Genomic DNA, 18,890 nt, shown 5'->3' on the forward strand with positions numbered 1-18,890 from the left:
GGGTCATAGCCTGCATCGTGAGTAGCGGTTACACGTTGCGCCCGTTATCCTAACCCGTCGCCTCAGGGCGGCGCAGAACGTCCCTGAGTTACCACCCCTGGAGAACTGTTTGATGAAGTTGCGTTCTATCGCGGTCGCCGTCGCGGCCCTGGCCCTGACGGGCAATGCCTTCGCCCAGGACGTCTCGTCCGAAAAGGGCAAGCTGAGCTACTACTTCGGTTACGACTACGGCAACAACCTGGCGGAGCTGACCGGTCGTGGTGAGCAGCTGGACATCAACTCGGTGGTGAAGGGCCTGCAGGATGCCTACGCCAAGAAGCAGCCGGCGATCACCGCCGAGCAGCTGAAGCCGGCCGTTGAAGCGTTCCAGAAGCGCGAGCAGGGCCGTGCCCAGGCCGCCAAGGCCGAGTACGAAAAGGCGGCTGCCGAAAACAAGACCAAGAGCGACCAGTTCATCGCGGCGAACAAGGCCAAGGCCGGCGTGCAGTCCCTGCCGAGCGGCGTCCAGTACCGCGTGATCGAAGCCGGCAAGGGTGCCAAGCCGACCCAGGCCAGCACTGTGCAGCTGGAAGTGGCCGGTCCGTTCCCGTACGGCCAGCGCCCGACCGAAGCCCGCCCGGCCCAGCAGATCCCGTCGATCAAGGTCAGCGAAGTCGAAATGAAGGCCATGCGCGAGACCCTGCTGCAGATGCCGGCAGGCTCGAAGTGGGAAGTCACCCTGCCGCCGGACCAGGCCTATGGTGCCGATCCGCGCACCCCGTTCCCGCCGAACGTGGCTGTGCAGTTCGAGATCAAGCTGGTCAGCGTCAAGTAAATCGAAGCAGCAAACCAAACGCGCCGGTGACCCCACCGGCGCGTTTTTGTTTGCGCAGTGCCTGACGGTAGAGTCGACTGTCAGTCGACTGCTCTTGGGTCACATCGAGGAAACGCCCACGCTGCGCGCGCAAATTCAGCCCGATCGCGCTACTGTTGGCGGGTGCAAACAATGGAAGAAACGGCGCGTGTTGTCGCAAGTCCCTGCATCGGAGTGTGCACGCTGGATCCGGACCGGCAATGCGCCGGCTGCGGGCGGCATATCGATGAGATCGCGCGGTGGTCGTCGATGAGCAACGAGGAACGCAGCCGCATCCTGCATCGCGTGCAGCCCCTGCGCGAACAACTGCAGCACTCCCTGCGCGGCTCGCTGGCCGACCACGAACGACTGATGCGCGCGCTGCACCCCTTGGCCCACCCACCTGCCGGCGACGGCTGGAACCGCAGTGAGCTGGTCGATCTGCTGCCGCCCGGGCCTCCGGTGGAGGCTGCGGTGCTGGCCGGCATCGTTCCGCGCGCCAACGGTGCACAGGTGATCCTCACCCGTCGCACCGAAACACTGCGCACCCATGGTGGCCAGGTCGGATTCCCCGGCGGCCGCACCGAACCCGATGACCGCGACGCGCTGGCGGCCGCGCTGCGCGAGAGCCAGGAAGAAATCGCATTGGCGCCCGGCCAGGTGCAGGCGCTGGGGTATCTCGATCCCTTCGTCACCATCACTGGCTACCGCGTCACGCCGGTGGTGGCGGTGGTCGATCCGGAGTTCGTGCCGGTGCCGCAGCCCAGCGAAGTGGCCGAAGTGTTCGAGGTGCCGCTGGACTACCTGATGACCCCTGACAGCCTGCGCCAGGTCGAAATCAACCATCGCGGCCGCATCCGTCACGTCCTTGAGTACAGCTGGCCCGGCCAGCGCATCTGGGGTGCCACCGCGGCCATTCTCTACAACCTGCGTCGCCGCCTGGAGCAAGTGCAATGAACCCGATCAAGCAGCCGTGGACCACCCTGGTCGATGTCGACACCCTGGCCGCTGCACTGGGCGAAGGCGTACGCGTGGTCGATGCGCGTGCCACCGCCAGCACCGCCGTGCGCGTGGTTGATGCGCGTTCCTCGCTGGCCGATCCACAGGCGGGCAGCGGCCAGTACCTGGCAGGTCATATCCCGGGTGCGGTGTATGCCGATCTGAATCGTGATCTGTCCGATCTCAGCCGCGTCGGCCATGGTCGCCATCCATTGCCGGACAGCGATGCCTTTGCCGCGACGCTGGGGCAGTGGGGCATCGGCCCCGACACCCAGGTCGTGGTCTACGATGGCAGCGACGGCAGCATGGCCGCCTCGCGCCTGTGGTGGCTGCTGCGCCTGATCGGGCACACCCGGGTGGCCGTACTCGACGGCGGCATTGCCGCCTGGCAGGCCGCAGGTCATCCCTTGGCAGCCGGGCAGGGCATGGTCGCGTCGCTGCCGGCCTACCCGGGCCGTTTCGACACCACCCAGATCGCCAACGCCGATGAAATCACCGCGCGGCTGAAGCATGCGCCGGGCTGGCTGGTCGACGCGCGCGCGGGTGAACGCTTCCGTGGTGAAGTGGAGCCGCTGGACCCGGTGGCCGGGCATGTGCCGGGCGCGGTCAACCGCCCGTTTGCACTGAACGTGCTCGACGGCCGCCTGCGCGACGCACAGGAGTTGCGCGCCGAACTGCAGGGCGTGATCGGCAACCGTGATCCGCAGCAGGTGGTGCTGATGTGCGGCTCAGGCGTGACCGCCTGCCACCTGCTGCTGGCGATGGAAAGCGCAGGCCTGAGCGGCGCACGCATCTACGCCGACTCCTGGAGCGGTTGGGTGAGCGACAGCAGCCGCCCGGTGGCGACCGGCACCTGAGAAGCGCGGGGTCGGATCCGTTTTCCAACGGAGAACGGCTTTGACTCCATCGAGCGTAAATCGTGGGTCAGAGCCCGTTGCGTGGCAACGGGATCCGACCCCGTGCCGACCAAGGTCGACACCCACCAATTCGTGGAGTGGGTGGGTGAGCGACAGCAGCCGTCCGGTGGCGACCGGCGCCTGAGAAGCGCGCGGTCGGATCCGTTTTCCAACGGAAAACGGCTCTGACCCATCGAGCGTAAATCGGGGGTCAGAGCCCGTTGCGTGGCAACGGGATACGACCCCGTGCCGACCAAGGTCGGCACCCACCAACAGCAGCGGGAAACTGTCGAAGGCGGGGTGGGTCCGGTTGCGGGGGTGTCCGCGGCATGGATGCCGCGGCCAAGACCCCATGGACGGGTTCACGGCGTCCCCCGCAACCGGACCCACCCCGCCATCCCACGGAATGCCAGAGTTTGACGTTGACGTTGCCGTTGCCGTTGACGTTGCCGTTGCCGTTGCCTCTGCGGGTGCAGGGCGCAGCCCTGCTGCTTACTCCAACCCCTGCAGCGGCACCTTCGCCAGCACCCGCGCCCACGGGAACAAGGGCCCCGGATCGCGCTTGCGTGCCACCCTCAGCGTCGGATCATCGCTGGCCGGCACCTGCTCCAGATCCAGCTGGTCGTGCCCTGCGATCCGCCGCAAGGACGGATAGCGCACCGCCAGCGCCAGCAGCAGCCGCTCCAGCGCTTCCAGCTGTGGCTCGGTGTACGCCTCGTCCATCGCCTGGTGGCGGCTGTCGAACCAGTCCGGATAGCGCCCGCGGTTGACCAGCTCGATGCCCAGCGTATGCGCGTTCATGCCGCGCACGTGATGGGCCACGCGTTCCGGCGCCACGTACTGCACTACGCTGCCATCGCGGTCGATGTAGAAGTGCCCGCTGTTGCCGGCGCCGCTGTCGTACAGCACGCGCTCGCCGTACTCGCGGGCCATCGCCAGATCGGGCAGCTCGGTGCAGTGGATCACCACCATTTCCAGCGAGGCGGGATCCCGCAGCGGCAGTCGGTCGTGATAGGGCAGGGGCTGCAGCTGCAGGCCGGGCAGGAGCGGGTTGGGCATCCGGCGATGCTAGCATTGCGGCATGAACCTGCCTTCCCTTTCCTCGTCGGCCCGCGCCCACGGAGCACGCGCATGAGCCGCGGCCACTGCATCCTCTCCCATGGCTTCGAGAGCGGCCCGGAGGCGACCAAGGTCACCGCGCTGGCCGAGGTGGCGCAACGCCTGGGCTGGACCCACGAGCGCCCCGACTACACCGACCTGGACGCGATGAGCGAGGTCAGCCGGGTGGGCGACGTGCCGACCCGCCTGCGCCGTCTGGTTGAACGCGCCGCCATCGCTGCCCGTCAGGGGCCGGTGGTGCTGGCCGGCTCCAGCCTGGGCGCCTACATCTCCGCCATCGCCTCGCTGCAGGTGCCGGTCGCCGGCCTGTTCCTGATGGTGCCGCCGACCACCATGGGCCCGATGCCGGCGCTGGACGCCTCTGCGGTGCCGACCACGGTGGTGCAGGCCTGGCATGACGATGTAGTGCCGGCTGCCGGCGTGATTGCCTGGGCGCAGGCGCGTTCGGCGCAGTTGCTGCTGGTTGACGATGGCCACCGCCTGGAGCGCCACGTAGACGCTTCCGCACAGGCCTTCGAGCGCCTGCTGCGCCAACTGTGAAGCCGGGGCGCACGGCGCGCCGGCCCGCATTGACTACAATGGCAGCCCCGCCGCCCCCGGCGCGGGCCTGCCGGCCGTTCCCACGGCCCTCCTTTTCGACTGGCGCGGCTCCCCTGCCGCGCCCGACCACCTGCGAACCGATCCCGTGAAATTCTTCGTCTCCTGCGCCAAGGGCCTGGAATACCTGCTTGCCGATGAACTGTCGGCCCTGGGCCTGGGCAAGGCCACTGCCACCATTGCCGGCGTCAATGCCGAGGGCGAACTGGCGCAGGCGCTGCGGATCGTGATGTGGTCGCGCCTGGCCAGCCGGGTGCTGTGGCCGATCGACGAGTTCGACTGCCCGGACGAGCAGGCCCTGTATGACGGCGTGCGTGCACTGCCGTGGCACGAGCACATCTCGCCGGAGATGACCCTGGCGGTGGATGCGCACGTGTCCGGCGACAAGATCACCCATGCACGCTTTGCCGCGCAGCGGATCAAGGATGCGATCGTCGACCGCATGCGCGACGAAGGCCTGGAGCGGCCCTCGGTCAACACCGATCTGCCCGACGTGCGCGTCAACCTCTCGCTGCGCAAGGGCCGCGCCTCGCTGTCGATCGACCTCGGCGGTGGCCCGCTGCATCGCCGTGGCTGGCGCGGTGCCGCCCACGAGGCGCCGCTCAAGGAAAACCTGGCAGCCGCGCTGCTGCTGCGCGCGCAATGGCCGCGCCTGCATGCCGCCGGCGGTGGCCTGCTGGACCCGATGTGTGGCAGCGGCACGCTGCTGATCGAAGGCGCACTGATGGCCGCCGACGTTGCCCCCGGCCTGATGCGGCATGGCAGCCTGCCGCCGAGCCGTTGGCTGGGTTTCGACAAGGCGGCCTGGAAGTCCATCCAGAGCGAAGCACGTGAGCGCGAAGCGGCCGGCCTGGCCGCGCTGAAGCCGGTCATCCACGGCAGCGACATCGACCCGGCCGCGATCCAGGCGGCCCGCGAGAACGCCGAGGTCGCCGGCGTCGCCCACGCGATCCGTTTCACCCGCGCCGATGTCGCCGACCTGGCCGCGCCCGAACAGGAGATCGGTGCGGTGGTCTGCAACCCACCGTACGACGAGCGCCTGGCCGCCGATCCGGCGTTGTACCGCGCACTGGGCAATGCCTTGCAGAAGGCGGTGCCGCAGTGGCGCGCCAGCCTGCTGTGTGGCAATGACGAACTGGCCTTCGCTACCGGCCTGCGCGCCAGCAAGAAGTACCAGATGTTCAACGGTGCGCTGGAATGCGCGCTGATCGTCTGCGATCCGATCGCGGTGCCGGGCCGTGATCCGGCACAGCCCCGCGAGCTGAGCGAAGGCGCGCAGATGGTGGCCAACCGCCTGCGCAAGAACCTGAAGAAGTTCAAGAGCTGGCGTGCCCGCGAGGACATCACCTGCTTCCGCGCCTACGACGCCGACCTGCCGGAGTACGCGGCGGCCATCGACGTCTACGAGGAAGAGGGTGGCAGGCGGCGTACCTTCCTGCATGTGCAGGAATATGCGGCACCGGCAGCGATTCCGGAGAACGACGTGCGCCGCCGCCGCAATGAGCTGCTGGCCGCCGCGCGCGAAGTATTCGGCGTGCCGCCGGAGCAGGTGTCGATGAAATCGCGCGAGCGCGGCAAGGGCGGCAGCAAGTACGGCCGCTTCGAGCAGCGCGACGAGTTCATCGTGGTGCGCGAGAACAACGCGCTGCTGCAGGTGAACCTGTTTGATTACCTGGATACCGGCCTGTTCCTTGACCACCGCCCGCTGCGCCGGATGATGGCCGAGCAGGTGCGTGGCAAGCGTTTCCTGAACCTGTTCTGCTACACCGGCGTGGCCAGCGTGCAGGCCGCCGTGGCGGGTGCCGCCAGCACCACCAGCGTCGACCTGTCGGCTACCTACCTGCAGTGGTGCTACGACAACCTGGCGCTGAACGGGCAGGGGGGCAACCAGCACCTGCTGGTCCAGGCCGACGCGATGGCCTGGCTGGAAGGCGACCGTGGACAGTACGACGTGATCTTCTGTGACCCGCCGACCTTCTCCAACTCCGCACGCGCCGATGACTTCGATGTGCAGCGCGAACAACTGAAGCTGCTGCGTGCGGCGGTGGCGCGGCTGGCACCGGGTGGCGTGCTGTACTTCTCCAACAACTTCCGCCGCTTCAAGCTGGAAGAGAACGCCATCGCCGAGTTCGCCCAGTGCCGCGAGATCACTGCACGCACGATTGGTCCGGATTTCGAGCGCAACGCGCGCATCCACCGCGCATGGGAACTGAAGCGGTTGGGGTAAGCCCGGTAGTGCCGGCCGCTGGCCGGCAACTGCGTCAGAACCGTGGAAGGTCCGCGGGATGCCGGCCAGCGGCCGGCACTACCGCATTGGGCCTGTAGATCCACGCCATGCGTTGATGCCGCCGTCCCCGTCCTGCGGCTACAGCAATTCCAGCACCAACCCCAGCACCGGCAGCGCGATCGCCAGCGGCGCAATCCACGTTGGACGATACGGATACAACCCGAACGACAGCGCCACGCCGGCCAGGGTCATTGCCCCCAGCCACAGCACCGGGCCCATCGCCCAGCCGTGGTCGGCCACGCACAGTGCGAACGCCGCCGTCAGCAGCGCCCAGCCCAGCACCCGCCACTGCATCCGCCGTGCGGGTGCGGCCGCGGCCTTGCCATGCAAGTCGTGCTGGTGCCTTTCCATCGACAGCGACAGCGCGGTGAACGCAGAGAACGACAGCGCCAGTGCCAGCAGCATCATGTGCTGGCCTCCGCTTCGGCCGCTTCTGCAGTGTTCACCGATGCCTTCGGCGCAGCCGCAGCGGCCGCACGCTTCTTCTTCTCGGCCGCACTCAGCGGTGGCGTCCAGCGCTGCATGCGCCAGCCGCACAGCGCCAGCATTGCACCGAACGCGATCATCGACAGATCGACGCCGGCCAGTACCCAGTCACCGCTGCGCAGTGTGATGCCCAGATGCGCGTGCGTGGTCAGCGCATTGACCACCGGCACCAGTGCGAACGCGGCCGCACCCAGGTACAGCTGCCACGCCCACATCATCCGCTTCGGCCAGATGAAGGCGGCCAGCAGCGCGCCGCCCCAGGCGTAGAAGAACACGTTGGCCTCGGCACTGGAGCGCTCGGCGATCTGCAGCGGCAGCAGGCGGTTGCCCCAGAAGTACGCCGCGAAGGCGATCGGCAGGCCGGCCACGGTGCCGATGTTCAACGCATCGACCAGGCGCAGGCCGAATCCGGTACGCCCGTTCTTGGCATGCTTGGGACGCTCCTTCACCGCCCACAGCACCACGCCGCTGGCGACCATCAGGCAGCCGACCAGGCCGGACAGGAAGAACAGTGCGCGCAGGCCCCAGTCGGCGAAGCGCGCCAGGTGCAGGCCATACAGCACGCCACGGGTGGCGGTGGCGCCGCCGGACGGCGGCGTCTCTTCCAGCAGCGCACCGCTGACCATGTTGTAGCGCAGCGCCGGGGTGTCGGTGGACAAACGCCTGCCGTCGCGCTGGCGGATGTCGATCACCGCATTGGCTGCGCCCGGGTTGGACACGGTGAAGCCGGCCACTTCCACGCCGTGCCAGTGTGCACGCGCGCTGTCCAGCAGCTGTGCGATCGGCAGCGGCGTGGCGCGGCCTTGGGCCGGCGCAGTCACTTCCGGCATGCCGCCGAAGGCTTCGCTGAAGAACTTGTCCTCGTCCTGCGGGTAGGCGACTTTCACCCCCCACGGCAGGTACATGATCATCAGAGTGACGATGCCGGTGTAGGTGATCATCGCGTGGTACGGCAGGGCCATCACCGCGCTGACGTTGTGGAAATCCAGCCAGGACCGCAGGCCCTTGTCCTTGCGGAAGGTGAAGAAGTCCTTGAAGATTTTCTTGTGGGTGATGACGCCGGTGATGATCGCCACCAGCATGAACATCGCGCAGAACCCGACCAGGTAGCGCGCCCAGTACACCGGGATGTAGTGCAGGTCGAAGTGCAGGCGGTAGAAGAAGTCGCCGCCACGGGTCTCGCGCGCCTTCAATGCCTGGCCGGTGTTCGGGTCGAGCGTGGCGTCGCCGAAGCCACCGCGGCGGCCACGACTGGGGTCGGCCAGTTCCGGCGGCAGCCGCCAGAACATCTGCATGGCCGGGTTGCGCGGCTGCGGCAGGGTGACGAACCAGTTCTCGGCGTGGCTCGCATTGGCCTGCAGGTAGGCCACCGCGCGCTGCGCGGCCACGTCGATGCTGACGTTGCTGGACGGCAGCTCCGGGCGCATCCAGCGACTGATTTCCTCCCGATAGTAGCTGGCGGTGCCGGCCATGAAGATCAGCAGCAGCAACCAGCCGACCAGCAGCCCGGTCCAGGTATGCAGCCAGGCCATCGACTGGCGGAATCCGTTCTTCATGCCCAGGCTCCCAACAGGCGCGCGACCGCCGCCATCAGCAGGGCGGGGGCGAGGATGCCGACCCAGGCGCGCAGCGCGCTGCGGGTGGCAAAGGCCCACAGCGCCGCGCAGGCAGCCACCAGAATGGCCAGCAGCATGCCGGTCAGCACGGTCTGGCCGCGCGCGCCGGGCAATGCCACCGCGCAGAACACGCTGGTCATCGAGGCCAGCGCATAGCCGCCGAAAATCGCGGCCAAAGAGCGCGACAGCACGCCCCAGCGCGGGTTGGAGAACAAGGTGCGGGGGCTGGCGGGTGTGGGCGAGCGGTCCACGGCGTTCCTGCAGGTAGGAGAAGGGATGGAACGCGTCCGCGGCCCCCTTGCGCCCTGCGCATGTCGCCCAGCGTGTCCCATCGACGAAGCACTGCCCGCGCAGACGGGCAGCCCAGAGGTCGGGGAAGTACGCGGGCGATGGGCGCGTCTTCGTGCCCGTTTGGCTAAGCGTACAACCGATCAGTAAATGATATGTATTCGCATTTTATGAATCAAGCGCGCTGATCGTGGGCATCGGCCGGAGCTAGAACCTGGACACCACGGTTGCCGCATGCAGCAGCAGGCCGATCAACCCGCCCACCAGGGTGCCGTTGAAGCGGATGAACTGCAGGTCGCGACCCACGCTCAGTTCCAGTTGCTCGACCAGGTGCCGCTCGTCCCAGCCCTTCACGGTCTGCGCGATATGCGTGGTCACGCCCTCGCGCAGGCGCCCGGTCAGGCGCTGCGCACCTTCCAGCAGGTGCTGGTTGAGGGCCTCGCGCAGGGCCGGGTCGGCCTGCAGGCTGCTGCCCAGCGACGCCAGGCTGCGCTGCAGGTGGCCGACCAGCGCCGAGTCCTCGCGTTGCAGGTCGGCGCGCAGGCTGGCATGGATGCGCGCCCACAGCCCCTGCACGTAGTCCTGCAGGGCGGGGTGGTCGATCATGTCCTGCTTGAGCTGTTCGATGCGCTCGGCCAGTGCCGGGTCTTCGCGCAGGCGCTGCACGTAGTTCTGCAGCCAGGTCTCATAGTCCTGGCGCAGCGGATGCTGCGGCTCGGCCAGCACCTGTTGCAGTTCTTCCAGTACCGCCCGCGCCAGGCGTTCGGCCAGGCTGTCGCCGATCTCGTCGATCGGCTTGACCCAGTTCACCGTGCTCGACAGCGTCGGCCATTCGCGCTGGATGTAGCGCACGATCAGCTGCGAGGCGCGCTCCTTCACCTCCGGCTGCTCCAGCCAGCGTCCCAGGCGCTGCAGGCCCTCGTCCAGCACGCGCTGGTGGCGTCCATCGGCGGTCAGCAGGGCCAGCAGTTCACCGGCGGTGGCAGCGGCATTCCACTGCCGCAGCTGCTGCACCACGAAGGCATGCAGTTGCCGCCGCACCGCGGTTTCGTCGAAGAAATCCAGTGCCTGCAGCGCCCAGCCGCGGGCCATGTCGGCCAGCATCCGCGAGCGTGCCGGGTCGGCCAGCCAGCTACCGAGGCGGCTGGCCGGATCGAACACCTGCAGCTTGGCCAGCAGCACACCCGGTTCCAGGAACTGGTCGCGCACGAACAGCGCCAGGCTGTCGCCGATGCGCTCCTTGCTGCGCGGAATGATCGCGGTGTGCGGAATCGGCAGGCCCATTGGCCGCCGGAACAGCGCAACGACCGCGAACCAGTCGGCCAGCGCGCCGACCGCAGCAGCCTCGCAGAAAGCCGAAACCCAGGCCCAGATGCCGCGTTCGCCGTGCCAATGGCTGATCGCGAAACCGGCCAGCATCAACAGCAGCAGGCCCAGTGCGAGGGCTTTCAGGCGCCGCAGCTGGGCGCGGCGCGGATCGTGGGCAGGCGTCATGCCGGAAGTCTAACCGGCACGGCATGAGCATCTGGTAGTGCCGGCCGCTGGCCGGCATCCGCAACGCTCGCGGAAGGTTCATGGGGGTGCCGGCCAGCGGCCGCGCATTACCCGCTGGTTCAGAGTGCTTCCAGCTGCTTGCGCAGCGCGGCCAGTTGCGCGCGCAGGGTGTCGTTCTCGCGGGTCAACGCGACCACGCGGCGGCGCAGTGCCGGGGCATCCTCGCCCAGCTGTTCCAGTGCCAACAGCACTTCGGCGTCGCGGCTGGCGATCTCGTCCTCGCCGGGCTCCTCGAAGTCCATCTCGGCCGCGTCCGGCTTCGGTGCGCGCGGCTTGCGCTTGGATTCGCGCACGCGCTTGGCCGCCTGCTTCAGCTCGTCCTTGCCACCGGCGGCGGCGGCCCGCTGCTCCTCTTCGGGCAGGTCGGCCACGGCCGCAGCGGCGCTGATCGAGATCACGCCGGCCTTCACTGCCTCCACCACTTCGGGTGCAGCCTGGGCGTGGATGCGCTCGATCATGCCGACCTGGCTGGTACTCAGCTTGGCCTCGCGGGCCAGCTCGGCGCGGCTGAGCTTCGGTGCCGGCTCCCACGGCGGGCTGTCCTCGCCCGCCTCATCGGCAATCTCGGCGATACCGTCGCTTTCGCGCTGCAGCTGCGCCTGCTCGACCTGCTTGCGGGCGGCCAGGATGTCGCGCTTGCGCAGTGCCAGCACACCACGCTGGAAGTCGGACACGCTGCGGCGGCCCAGATGCTGCTCGATCATCCACAGGTGCACGTCTTCCATGCTCTGGAAGCGCGTGTTCTGCACGGTGTTGAAGGGCAGGCCATGCTTCTGGCAGATGCCGAAACGGTTGTGACCATCGACCAGCACATTACCCCACAGCACCAGCGCATCGCGGCAGCCTTCGGCCAGGATGCTGCGCTCCAGCGCGTCATGTTCGTCCGCAGTCAGCGGGTCGATGTAGGCCTTGAGTTCTTCTTTGACGACGATATCCATGGGCACGGCAACGAGCAGGAGCGGAACCGCCCATTGTACCCGCTCGCCACCGCCGGCCCGGGCTCAGGCGGTGACCCGGATCATCTCGCCCAGGGTGCCGGTGATCTGGTCGATCTGCGCCTTGTCCACGATCAGCGGCGGCGACAGCGCGATGATGTCACCGGTGCAGCGCACCAGCAGTTGGCCGTCGTGGAAGCAGCGCCGGAACACCTCGTAGCCGCGGCTGCCGGGCATGTCCCGGCGTGGCGCCAGCTCGACCGCACCGACCAGCCCGAAGTTGCGGATGTCGATCACATTGGGCAGGCCCTGCAACGCGTGCAGCCGTTCCTGCCAGTACTCGCCCAGTTCGATGGCGCGCTCGAACAGGCGCTCTTCGGCGTAGACGTCCAGTGTTGCCAGCGCTGCGGCGCAGGCCAGCGGGTGCCCCGAGTAGGTATAGCCGTGGAACAGCTCGATGGCCTGCGGCGGGGCCTGCATCAGCGTGGCATGCACGGCGTCGCTGGCCAGCACGCCGCCCAGCGGCACCGCGCCGTTGCTGACCGCCTTTGCGAAGGTCAGCAGGTCCGGGGTGACCCCGAAGCGCTGCGCGGCGAAGGGCATGCCGACCCGGCCGAAACCGGTGATGACCTCATCGAACACCAGCAGGATCCCGTGGTGGTCGCACAACTCGCGCAGGCGCTGCAGGTATCCGGGCGCGGGCAGGATCACCCCGGCGGAGCCGGCGATGGGCTCGACGAAGACGGCGGCAATCGTCGAGGCGTCATGCAGCGCGATCAGCCGTTCCAGGTCGTCGGCCAGCTCCGCGCCCTGGCGCGGCAGGCCCTTGCTGAACGCGTTGCGCTGCAGGTCCAGGGTGTGGCGCAGATAGTCCACGCCGCCCAGCTGCAGGCCGAACGCCCTGCGGTTGTTGGGCAGACCGCCCAGGGCCATGCCACCGAAACCGACGCCGTGATAGTCCTTCTCGCGGCTGATGAAGCGCGTGCGCTGGCCCTCGCCACGCTGGCGGTGGTAAGCCAGCACGATCTTCATCGCGGTATCCACCGCCTCCGAGCCGGAGCTGGTGAAGAACACATGGTTGAGCGGGGCCGGAGCCAGTGCGGCCAGCCGCTGTGCCAGCGCGAAGGCAGGCGGCGAGCCCATCTGGAATGCCGGCGAGTAGTCGAGCGTGCGCGCCTGCCCGGCGATGGCCTCGACGATGCGCGGGCGGGCATGGCCGGCGTTGCAGCACCACAGGCCCGCGGTACCGTCAAGGATCGGGCGGCCATCGATGTCTTCGTAGTGCATGCCTTCGGCGCGGACCAGCATGCGTGGTGCCGCCTTGTATTGGCGGTTGGCGGTGAATGGCATCCAGTAAGCGTCCAGTGACTCGGGGCGCTGTGTGGCCAGGTCGTGCAGGTCGCTTCCGGGACGCTTCATGCCAGCTCCGTCGGGTCCGATGCGACGAATGTAGCGCAGCCACGTCACGGTGGAGTCGCAGTGACCCCGGTATAACCAAGGCTCGTTGAATGCTGGAGCTTCCCATGGCCGATTTCCCCGACCGCAGCCATTGGCAGGCGCTGGCCCTCCAGCTGTCGATGCCGGGGCAGGCCTTCATCGATGGCCGCTATGTCGATGCCGCCAGCGGCGCCCGTTTCGACTGCGTCAGCCCGATCGACGGTCGCGTACTGGGCACGGTCGCCGACTGCGACGCGCAGGACGTGGAGCGCGCGGTAATGGCCGCGCGGCGCAGCTTCGAGGCCGGCCACTGGTCGCAGGCCAGCCCGGCCCAGCGAAAGCGCGTACTGTTGGCGCTGGCGGCACTGGTGGAAACGCATGCCGACGAGCTGGCCCTGCTGGAAACCCTGGACATGGGCAAGCCGGTGCGTGATGCGCGCCGCATCGACCTGCCAGGCGCGGTGCGCTGCCTGCGCTGGACCGCCGAGGCCGTCGACAAGCTGTACGGCGAGATCGCGCCGACCGGCCCGCACGAACTGGGACTGGTCACGCGCGAGGCCGCCGGGGTCGTGGCCGCGATCGTTCCGTGGAACTTTCCGCTGCTGATGGCCTGCTGGAAGATCGCGCCTGCATTGGCCATGGGCAACTCGGTGGTGCTCAAGCCGTCCGAGCGCTCGCCCTTGAGTGCGTTGCGGCTGGCGGCGCTGGCCGCCGAAGCGGGCCTGCCAGAGGGCGTGCTGAACGTGCTGCCGGGGCACGGTGCGCGCGTCGGTGAGCCGTTGGCCCTGCACATGGATGTGGACGTGCTCGCCTTCACCGGCTCCACAGCCACGGGCGCGAAGCTGCTGCAGTGTTCAGGGCGATCCAACCTGAAGCGGGTCTGGCTGGAGTGTGGCGGCAAGAGCCCGCATGTGGTGTTCGCCGACGCCCCTGATCTGGACGCCGCTGCGAAGGCGGTGGCACAGGGCATCTTCTTCAACCAGGGCGAGGTCTGTACCGCAGGTTCGCGGCTTCTGGTACAGCGTTCGATCCGCGAGGATTTCGTGCATCAGGTGGTTGCCTATGGCCAGCACATGCACCCCCGCCATCCATTGGACCCCGATGCGCCGATGGGCGCGTTGGTGGATGCCGCGCACCTGGACAAGGTGATGGACGATATCGCGCGCGCCGAAGGCGAGGGCGCCCGGTTGCTGCTGGGTGGGCGGCGCGCCGAAGTGGAAGCCGGCGGCAGCTACGTGCAACCCACCGTGTTCGACCAGGTGCGCCCGGAGCAGGCCTTGGCACGTGATGAGGTATTCGGGCCGGTGCTGGCCGTGCTCGGCTTCGAAGACGAAGCCGAAGCGGTGCGCCTGGCCAATGACAGCCGCTACGGCCTGGCCGCCGGCCTGTGGACGCGGGACCTGGGGCGAGCCCACCGCGTCGCGCGCCAGCTGCGCGCCGGCAGCATCTGGGTGAACGGCTGGGATGGCGGCGACATGACCGCTCCGTTCGGTGGCTACAAGCAGTCCGGCAACGGGCGCGACAAATCGCTGCATGCGTTCGACAAGTACAGCGAGATCAAGGCCACCTGGATACAGCTGTAACGGCGCCGGGCCTTGCGCCCACCTGTAGAGCCGAGCCGATGCTCGGCTGCATTTCGTGGAATGTGGCCGAGCAGGGGCGAGAACCTGCAGAACAATGGCGCCTGCCCCCCTCGTTGGCATCGGTGTCGGCTGAAACCATCGTCCCGTGCGGCCACCGGCCCGTGGCAGAATCGGGCGATCCGCCGTTACCTGTGTTGCCGATGTCGACGATCACCGCTGCCGCGCCGCCCGTGAATTCCCCCCGTCGTGTCCTGCTGGCCAGCCTGATCGGTACCACGATCGAGTTCTTCGACTTCTACATCTACGCCACGGCCGCGGTGCTGGTGTTCCCGCACCTGTTCTTCCCGGACAGCAGCGAACAGGCAGCCCTGCTGCAGTCGCTGGCAACCTTTGCGGTGGCCTTCATCGCACGCCCGGTTGGCTCGGCAGTGTTCGGTCATTTCGGCGATCGCATCGGCCGCAAAGCCACCCTGGTGGCTGCGCTGCTGACCATGGGGTTGTCCACGGTACTGATCGGCCTGCTGCCGACGCACGCACAGATCGGGCTGTGGGCGCCGGCGCTGCTGGCGCTGTGCCGCTTCGGGCAGGGCCTGGGGCTGGGCGGCGAGTGGGGCGGGGCAGTGCTGCTGGCCACGGAAAACGCACCGCCGGGCAAGCGTGCCTGGTACGGCATGTTCCCGCAGCTGGGTGCACCGCTCGGCTTCCTGCTGTCGGCCGGCATCTTCCTGGTGCTTGGCCGCTGCCTGAGCCAGGCCGACTTCCTGCAATGGGGCTGGCGCATTCCGTTCGTGGCCAGCGCGCTGCTGGTCGGCCTCGGCCTGTGGGTGCGGTTGAACATCCACGAAACCCCCGACTTCAAGCAGGCGCTGGAGCGCAAGGCGCCGGTGCGGCTTCCGATGTGGACGGTGCTGCGTGACCACCCGGTGCCGATGCTGCTGGGTACCCTGGGTGCGTTCGCCACCTTCGTGCTGTTCTACCTGATGACAGTGTTCAGTCTGGGCCATGGCACCGCGGTGCTGGGTTACAGCCGCGAGCAGTTCCTGCTGATGCAGATGGCCGGCATGCTGTTCTTCGCGCTGGGCATCCCGCTGTCGGCGCGCTATGGCGACCGCTGGGGAACGCGCCGTACGATGATCGTGGCCAGCGTGCTGATCATCGGTTTCGGCGTGCTGTTCGCGCCGCTGTTCCAGCCGCACAGCCCGTGGCTGGTCACCGCCTTCCTGTGCCTGGGCCTGTTCCTGATGGGCCTCACCTATGGTCCCTGCGGTACCTTCCTGGCCGAGATCTACCCGGTGGAGGTGCGCTACACCGGCGCATCGCTGTCATTCAACCTGGCCGGCATTCTGGGTGCGGCACCGGCGCCCTACCTGGCCACCTGGCTGGCCGAGCGCTTCGGCCTGGTCGCGGTCGGTTACTACCTGTGCCTGACCGCGGTGGCGACGCTGTGCGCGCTGGTGGCACTGCACCGGCGCGCGCTGCGGTTCAGCCAAAGAAGCGCTTGAGCGTACGCCCCAGCCAACCGCCACCCTGGTGCTCGCGGGTGAACTGGTTCAGGTGCGCCTTGACCTGTTCGGCATAGGCCTGGTCATCGCCGCGGATGTGGTTGAACAACCAGCGCGAGAGCATGGTGCGCAGTTCGTCGCTGATGTCCTCGCCGGCCTGGAAGCGCAACCGGTACTCGGCCACGCGCTTGATGAAGATCTCATGCACGCGCTTGTGTGCCGCACAGAACGGGTAGCCCGCCTCCTCCATCAGCTCTTCCTCGAACGCGAAGTGCGACATGGTGTAGTCGACGACTTCGTCGATCACTTCACCCACCGCTGCACGCTGCAGGCTGGTCTGCGCCACGTGCAGGTGGTTGAGCATCTCGATGATGCGGCGGTGTTGTTGATCGATCACATCGATGCCGATGTTCAGATCGTCCTGCCAGACCAGTAGTGCCATCCCCGGCTCCCCTTCATGCGTATGTCGGGGCCGACTGTAGAGCTGCCGTGCGGGAACGGCGTTGATCTGGATCAAAGCGAGCCGGTCAGGTCAGCGCAGGCTCGCGTGGACGCAGCGGGCTGGCCACCGTGGTGCAGCTGACCCGATTGCGGCCACCGGCCTTGGCCAGGTACAGCTGGCGGTCGGCCTCGGAGATCAGCCGGTGCAGCGCATCGCGCTGCGGGCGCAGGCAGCACAGGCCGATGCTGACCGTCATGCGCAGGGTAGCGGTGCCGATGTCCACCTCCAGTGCGGCGATGCGCTGGCGCAGCTCCTCGAAGTACAGCAGCGCCTCGTCCTGTTCCATGTCCGGCACCAGCAGGCAGAACTCCTCGCCGCCGAAGCGCGCGATCAGGTCGTGGCTGCGTGCATGCGCGGTCACCGCGCCGGCCACCGCGCGCAGCGCGTCGTCGCCTGCTTCATGGCCATGGGTGTCGTTGATGTGCTTGAAGTGGTCGATGTCGATCATCGCCACCGCCACGCATTGGCCGTGCAGCTGCAGCTGCGGCAGCTGACGCTGGCTCTGCTCCAGGAAGAAGCGGCGGTTGGGCAGGCCGGTAAGGAAGTCGCGGGTGGCCAGGTCCTGCAGGGTGCCGATCAGTTCCAGCTGGTCCACGTTCTGCGAGACGCGGCAGAAGAACTCCTCGCGCGAGAACGGCTTGCGCAGGAAATCGTTGGCGCCGTTCTTCAGGAAGCGCGGGATCAATGAGGCGTCGGTATTGCCGGAGATGCCGATCACCGCCACCTTGTCGCGCGAGCGCAGGGTGCGCAGGCGACGGGTGAATTCCACACCCTGCATGCCGGGCATTTCCTGGTCGACCACCGCCAGGCGGATCGCCGGATGCGCCTCGATGGCAGCCAGGCCCTCGTTGCCGTCGGCGGCTTCGTGCACCTCATGCCCATACATGCGCAGCAGGGCGGCGGCATAGCCACGCGCGGACGGCGAATCGTCCACCACCAGCGCGGCGATGCGTCGGTTGCGTTCCAGCCGCTGCACCAGCCACACCAGGTAGTCGATGCTGCCCGGGGTATTCTTCAGCACGTAGTCGATGATCTGTTGCTGCAGTACGCGCTTGCGCAGGTCCTCGTCGTAAACGCCGCTGACCACCACCGTCGGCAGGTCGCGCTTGAGGAAGAACTCGACCACTGCATCGCGGTCGCCGTCGGCCAGCACCAGTCCGGTCAGCACCAGGAACCAGCCCCCGCCTTCGCTGAGCAGCCGGTCGGCCTCGGCCAGGGTGGAGGCGATCACCACCGGCAGTTCCAGGCGCTGCTCGATGGCTTCGCGCAGCATGCCGGTGAACGCACGGGAGTTTTCGACCAGCAGGATCCGCTGCGGCAGCGGATCGGCCAGGTCGCCATCGACGGCGGCCTGCGGCAGCACGGGCATGATGCGGTGGCTCACGAGGGAGGGGCTCGGCACGGATAGCGGCGGTTTCGGGTGTAACTTTAGCGGAGCCTTTGGTTGCGGACAGATCTGCCCTGCACGGTCCTGGTGGGGGTACCGGGCATCCCTGGGAGACACGGTCAGGTCTGGAAGCAATTCCCTTCATGGCGCTTGCAGTGCGGCGTGGTTATGCTGGGTTGCGCCATCCCTACTGGTGTCTTGGGCACGACTGCGCCGAACGAAGGATCCCTTCAAGCGAGGTCGAGAGCCATCCAGTCGCCGGGTGGCGAAACGGAATTGCCTGGAGTTGTCCTTCCAACCATCCATGGGGGTGAGCGTGAGATTTTCTGAATTGCGAGTGTTGCTGCCTGCCGCTGTCCTGCTTTCCATGTCCGCTTTCAGCGCATCGGCGTGTTGCCCGAGTGGAGACAACGGAATCCATATGGCTCAGAGCGGTCTGGGGGAGGCTCTGCCGGCAGCCACGAATCTGAGTTCGAACCCAAACTGGCTTGTTTATGGATTTGAACGCGATGGGATCAGTTACTACCAGGTGAACGATCTCTCGGGACAGGTCGTCCTTATCGTGGGAAATGTCGATGCGACGTTCTGGACGCTTCCAGCGGGCAACAGCGCTGCAAAGGTATCTTTGCCTTCGCATCGACTGCGTCTGCCCGAAAAGAGCGTCCGACGCGTGGTGTTCCAGAGCGCCCAGTTCTCGTTGGTTGTCTATGGAGAAGGCGCGAGCGCTGTATGGGCCGTCGAATCCGTGGATGCTCCAGGCTGAGGACACTCTTCGCGGCCGCCACGACGGGGCACATCGACGAAGCAGGAGCCGGGGAGCCGGCTCCTGCGATGATCTGATCGTCCGGGCCTTGCGTTCTGGTGGCTGGC

General features: G+C 67.6%; 17 protein-coding genes. 8 read left to right on the top strand and 9 right to left on the bottom strand.

Features of this window, described 5'->3' with window-relative positions:
• Nucleotides 1-112 precede the first annotated feature (112 nt).
• The 3 genes from KXV01_RS02300 (at nt 113) to KXV01_RS02310 (ending at nt 2,688) form a co-directional block, all read left to right on the top strand.
• Entirely contained in the window at nt 113-814 is a 702-nt protein-coding gene (locus tag KXV01_RS02300) for an FKBP-type peptidyl-prolyl cis-trans isomerase N-terminal domain-containing protein (protein WP_005408797.1), read from the top strand.
• Between the two features lie 171 nt (nt 815-985).
• A complete protein-coding gene (locus KXV01_RS02305; protein WP_263467489.1) occupies nt 986-1,789 on the top strand; it encodes a CoA pyrophosphatase in 804 nt (267 codons plus the stop codon).
• The gene (locus KXV01_RS02310) at nt 1,786-2,688 is read left to right on the top strand and encodes a sulfurtransferase (protein ID WP_180880789.1); all 903 of its coding nucleotides are present in this window, start codon (nt 1,786-1,788) and stop codon (nt 2,686-2,688) included. The genes KXV01_RS02305 and KXV01_RS02310 overlap by 4 nt, the downstream gene beginning before the upstream one ends.
• Before the next feature lie 531 nt (nt 2,689-3,219).
• Here the strand turns inward: KXV01_RS02310 and KXV01_RS02315 are convergent.
• Nucleotides 3,220-3,786 carry an N-acetylmuramoyl-L-alanine amidase gene (locus KXV01_RS02315; RefSeq protein ID WP_049416357.1) on the bottom strand — a complete coding sequence of 189 codons (567 nt, stop codon included), beginning with the start codon at nt 3,784-3,786 and terminating at the stop codon, nt 3,220-3,222.
• A 72-nt stretch (nt 3,787-3,858) separates the two neighbouring features.
• On the opposite strand from KXV01_RS02315, the gene KXV01_RS02320 reads away from it, so the two are divergent.
• Both KXV01_RS02320 and rlmKL read left to right on the top strand, forming a co-directional pair.
• Nucleotides 3,859-4,386 (top strand): hypothetical protein, encoded by a 528-nt coding sequence (locus KXV01_RS02320; protein ID WP_263467490.1) that lies wholly within the window; start codon nt 3,859-3,861, stop codon nt 4,384-4,386.
• Nucleotides 4,387-4,531: 145 nt separating this feature from the next.
• Nucleotides 4,532-6,670 carry a bifunctional 23S rRNA (guanine(2069)-N(7))-methyltransferase RlmK/23S rRNA (guanine(2445)-N(2))-methyltransferase RlmL gene (gene rlmKL / locus KXV01_RS02325; protein WP_263467491.1) on the top strand — a complete coding sequence of 713 codons (2,139 nt, stop codon included), beginning with the start codon at nt 4,532-4,534 and terminating at the stop codon, nt 6,668-6,670.
• A 138-nt stretch (nt 6,671-6,808) separates the two neighbouring features.
• Here the strand turns inward: rlmKL and KXV01_RS02330 are convergent, their stop codons facing one another.
• From KXV01_RS02330 to KXV01_RS02355, 6 genes are all read right to left on the bottom strand, one after another.
• On the bottom strand, nt 6,809-7,138 hold the full coding sequence (locus KXV01_RS02330) for a DUF3325 domain-containing protein (RefSeq protein WP_049416349.1): 330 nt from the start codon (nt 7,136-7,138) through the stop codon (nt 6,809-6,811).
• Nucleotides 7,135-8,772: a PepSY-associated TM helix domain-containing protein gene (locus KXV01_RS02335; protein ID WP_111096489.1), complete on the bottom strand. Its 1,638-nt coding sequence runs from the start codon at nt 8,770-8,772 to the stop codon at nt 7,135-7,137. The genes KXV01_RS02330 and KXV01_RS02335 overlap by 4 nt, the downstream gene beginning before the upstream one ends.
• Nucleotides 8,769-9,083 carry a DUF3649 domain-containing protein gene (locus tag KXV01_RS02340; RefSeq protein ID WP_049416344.1) on the bottom strand — a complete coding sequence of 105 codons (315 nt, stop codon included), beginning with the start codon at nt 9,081-9,083 and terminating at the stop codon, nt 8,769-8,771. Before KXV01_RS02340 ends, KXV01_RS02335 begins: the two co-directional genes overlap by 4 nt.
• Nucleotides 9,084-9,327: 244 nt before the next feature.
• Complete coding sequence (locus KXV01_RS02345; protein WP_049416341.1) at nt 9,328-10,614, bottom strand: DUF445 family protein; 1,287 nt, start codon at nt 10,612-10,614, stop codon at nt 9,328-9,330.
• A gap of 119 nt (nt 10,615-10,733) precedes the next feature.
• Complete coding sequence (locus KXV01_RS02350; protein WP_049437941.1) at nt 10,734-11,612, bottom strand: plasmid replication/partition related protein; 879 nt, start codon at nt 11,610-11,612, stop codon at nt 10,734-10,736.
• Between the two features lie 63 nt (nt 11,613-11,675).
• Nucleotides 11,676-13,028 (bottom strand): aspartate aminotransferase family protein, encoded by a 1,353-nt coding sequence (locus KXV01_RS02355; RefSeq protein WP_263467492.1) that lies wholly within the window; start codon nt 13,026-13,028, stop codon nt 11,676-11,678.
• A gap of 104 nt (nt 13,029-13,132) precedes the next feature.
• Here KXV01_RS02355 and KXV01_RS02360 point away from each other — a divergent pair, with 104 nt between their 5' ends.
• A complete protein-coding gene (locus KXV01_RS02360) occupies nt 13,133-14,629 on the top strand; it encodes an aldehyde dehydrogenase (RefSeq protein WP_263467493.1) in 1,497 nt (498 codons plus the stop codon).
• A 200-nt stretch (nt 14,630-14,829) separates the two neighbouring features.
• Entirely contained in the window at nt 14,830-16,131 is a 1,302-nt protein-coding gene (locus KXV01_RS02365; RefSeq protein WP_049416327.1) for an MFS transporter, read from the top strand.
• On the opposite strand, the gene KXV01_RS02370 is transcribed toward KXV01_RS02365, so the two are convergent.
• Nucleotides 16,112-16,573, bottom strand: a complete 462-nt coding sequence (locus KXV01_RS02370) for a bacteriohemerythrin (protein ID WP_049416324.1) — start codon at nt 16,571-16,573, stop codon at nt 16,112-16,114. The two genes, KXV01_RS02365 and KXV01_RS02370, sit on opposite strands and share 20 nt — an antisense overlap.
• Nucleotides 16,574-16,658: 85 nt before the next feature.
• Complete coding sequence (locus tag KXV01_RS02375; RefSeq protein ID WP_049416322.1) at nt 16,659-18,002, bottom strand: diguanylate cyclase; 1,344 nt, start codon at nt 18,000-18,002, stop codon at nt 16,659-16,661.
• A gap of 355 nt (nt 18,003-18,357) precedes the next feature.
• Between KXV01_RS02375 and KXV01_RS02380 the strand changes: the two genes are divergently transcribed.
• Nucleotides 18,358-18,783 (top strand): hypothetical protein, encoded by a 426-nt coding sequence (locus tag KXV01_RS02380; protein ID WP_240458977.1) that lies wholly within the window; start codon nt 18,358-18,360, stop codon nt 18,781-18,783.
• The last annotated feature ends 107 nt before the right edge of the window (nt 18,784-18,890 follow it).

This window comes from Stenotrophomonas sp. Ps181 (genome assembly GCF_025697425.1).
GTDB classification, from domain to species: domain Bacteria; phylum Pseudomonadota; class Gammaproteobacteria; order Xanthomonadales; family Xanthomonadaceae; genus Stenotrophomonas; species Stenotrophomonas sepilia.

What these genes read in the sequence shown, in the direction of transcription:
- KXV01_RS02300 (WP_005408797.1), top strand. Translation starts at nt 113, where the DNA reads ATGAAGTTGCGTTCTATCGCGGTCGCCGTCGCGGCCCTGGCCCTGACG.
- KXV01_RS02305 (WP_263467489.1), top strand. Translation starts at nt 986, where the DNA reads ATGGAAGAAACGGCGCGTGTTGTCGCAAGTCCCTGCATCGGAGTGTGC.
- KXV01_RS02310 (WP_180880789.1), top strand. Translation starts at nt 1,786, where the DNA reads ATGAACCCGATCAAGCAGCCGTGGACCACCCTGGTCGATGTCGACACC.
- KXV01_RS02315 (WP_049416357.1), bottom strand. Translation starts at nt 3,786, where the DNA reads ATGCCCAACCCGCTCCTGCCCGGCCTGCAGCTGCAGCCCCTGCCCTAT.
- KXV01_RS02320 (WP_263467490.1), top strand. Translation starts at nt 3,859, where the DNA reads ATGAGCCGCGGCCACTGCATCCTCTCCCATGGCTTCGAGAGCGGCCCG.
- KXV01_RS02330 (WP_049416349.1), bottom strand. Translation starts at nt 7,138, where the DNA reads ATGATGCTGCTGGCACTGGCGCTGTCGTTCTCTGCGTTCACCGCGCTG.
- KXV01_RS02335 (WP_111096489.1), bottom strand. Translation starts at nt 8,772, where the DNA reads ATGAAGAACGGATTCCGCCAGTCGATGGCCTGGCTGCATACCTGGACC.
- KXV01_RS02345 (WP_049416341.1), bottom strand. Translation starts at nt 10,614, where the DNA reads ATGACGCCTGCCCACGATCCGCGCCGCGCCCAGCTGCGGCGCCTGAAA.
- KXV01_RS02350 (WP_049437941.1), bottom strand. Translation starts at nt 11,612, where the DNA reads ATGGATATCGTCGTCAAAGAAGAACTCAAGGCCTACATCGACCCGCTG.
- KXV01_RS02355 (WP_263467492.1), bottom strand. Translation starts at nt 13,028, where the DNA reads ATGAAGCGTCCCGGAAGCGACCTGCACGACCTGGCCACACAGCGCCCC.
- KXV01_RS02360 (WP_263467493.1), top strand. Translation starts at nt 13,133, where the DNA reads ATGGCCGATTTCCCCGACCGCAGCCATTGGCAGGCGCTGGCCCTCCAG.
- KXV01_RS02365 (WP_049416327.1), top strand. Translation starts at nt 14,830, where the DNA reads ATGTCGACGATCACCGCTGCCGCGCCGCCCGTGAATTCCCCCCGTCGT.
- KXV01_RS02370 (WP_049416324.1), bottom strand. Translation starts at nt 16,573, where the DNA reads ATGGCACTACTGGTCTGGCAGGACGATCTGAACATCGGCATCGATGTG.
- KXV01_RS02375 (WP_049416322.1), bottom strand. Translation starts at nt 18,002, where the DNA reads ATGCCCGTGCTGCCGCAGGCCGCCGTCGATGGCGACCTGGCCGATCCG.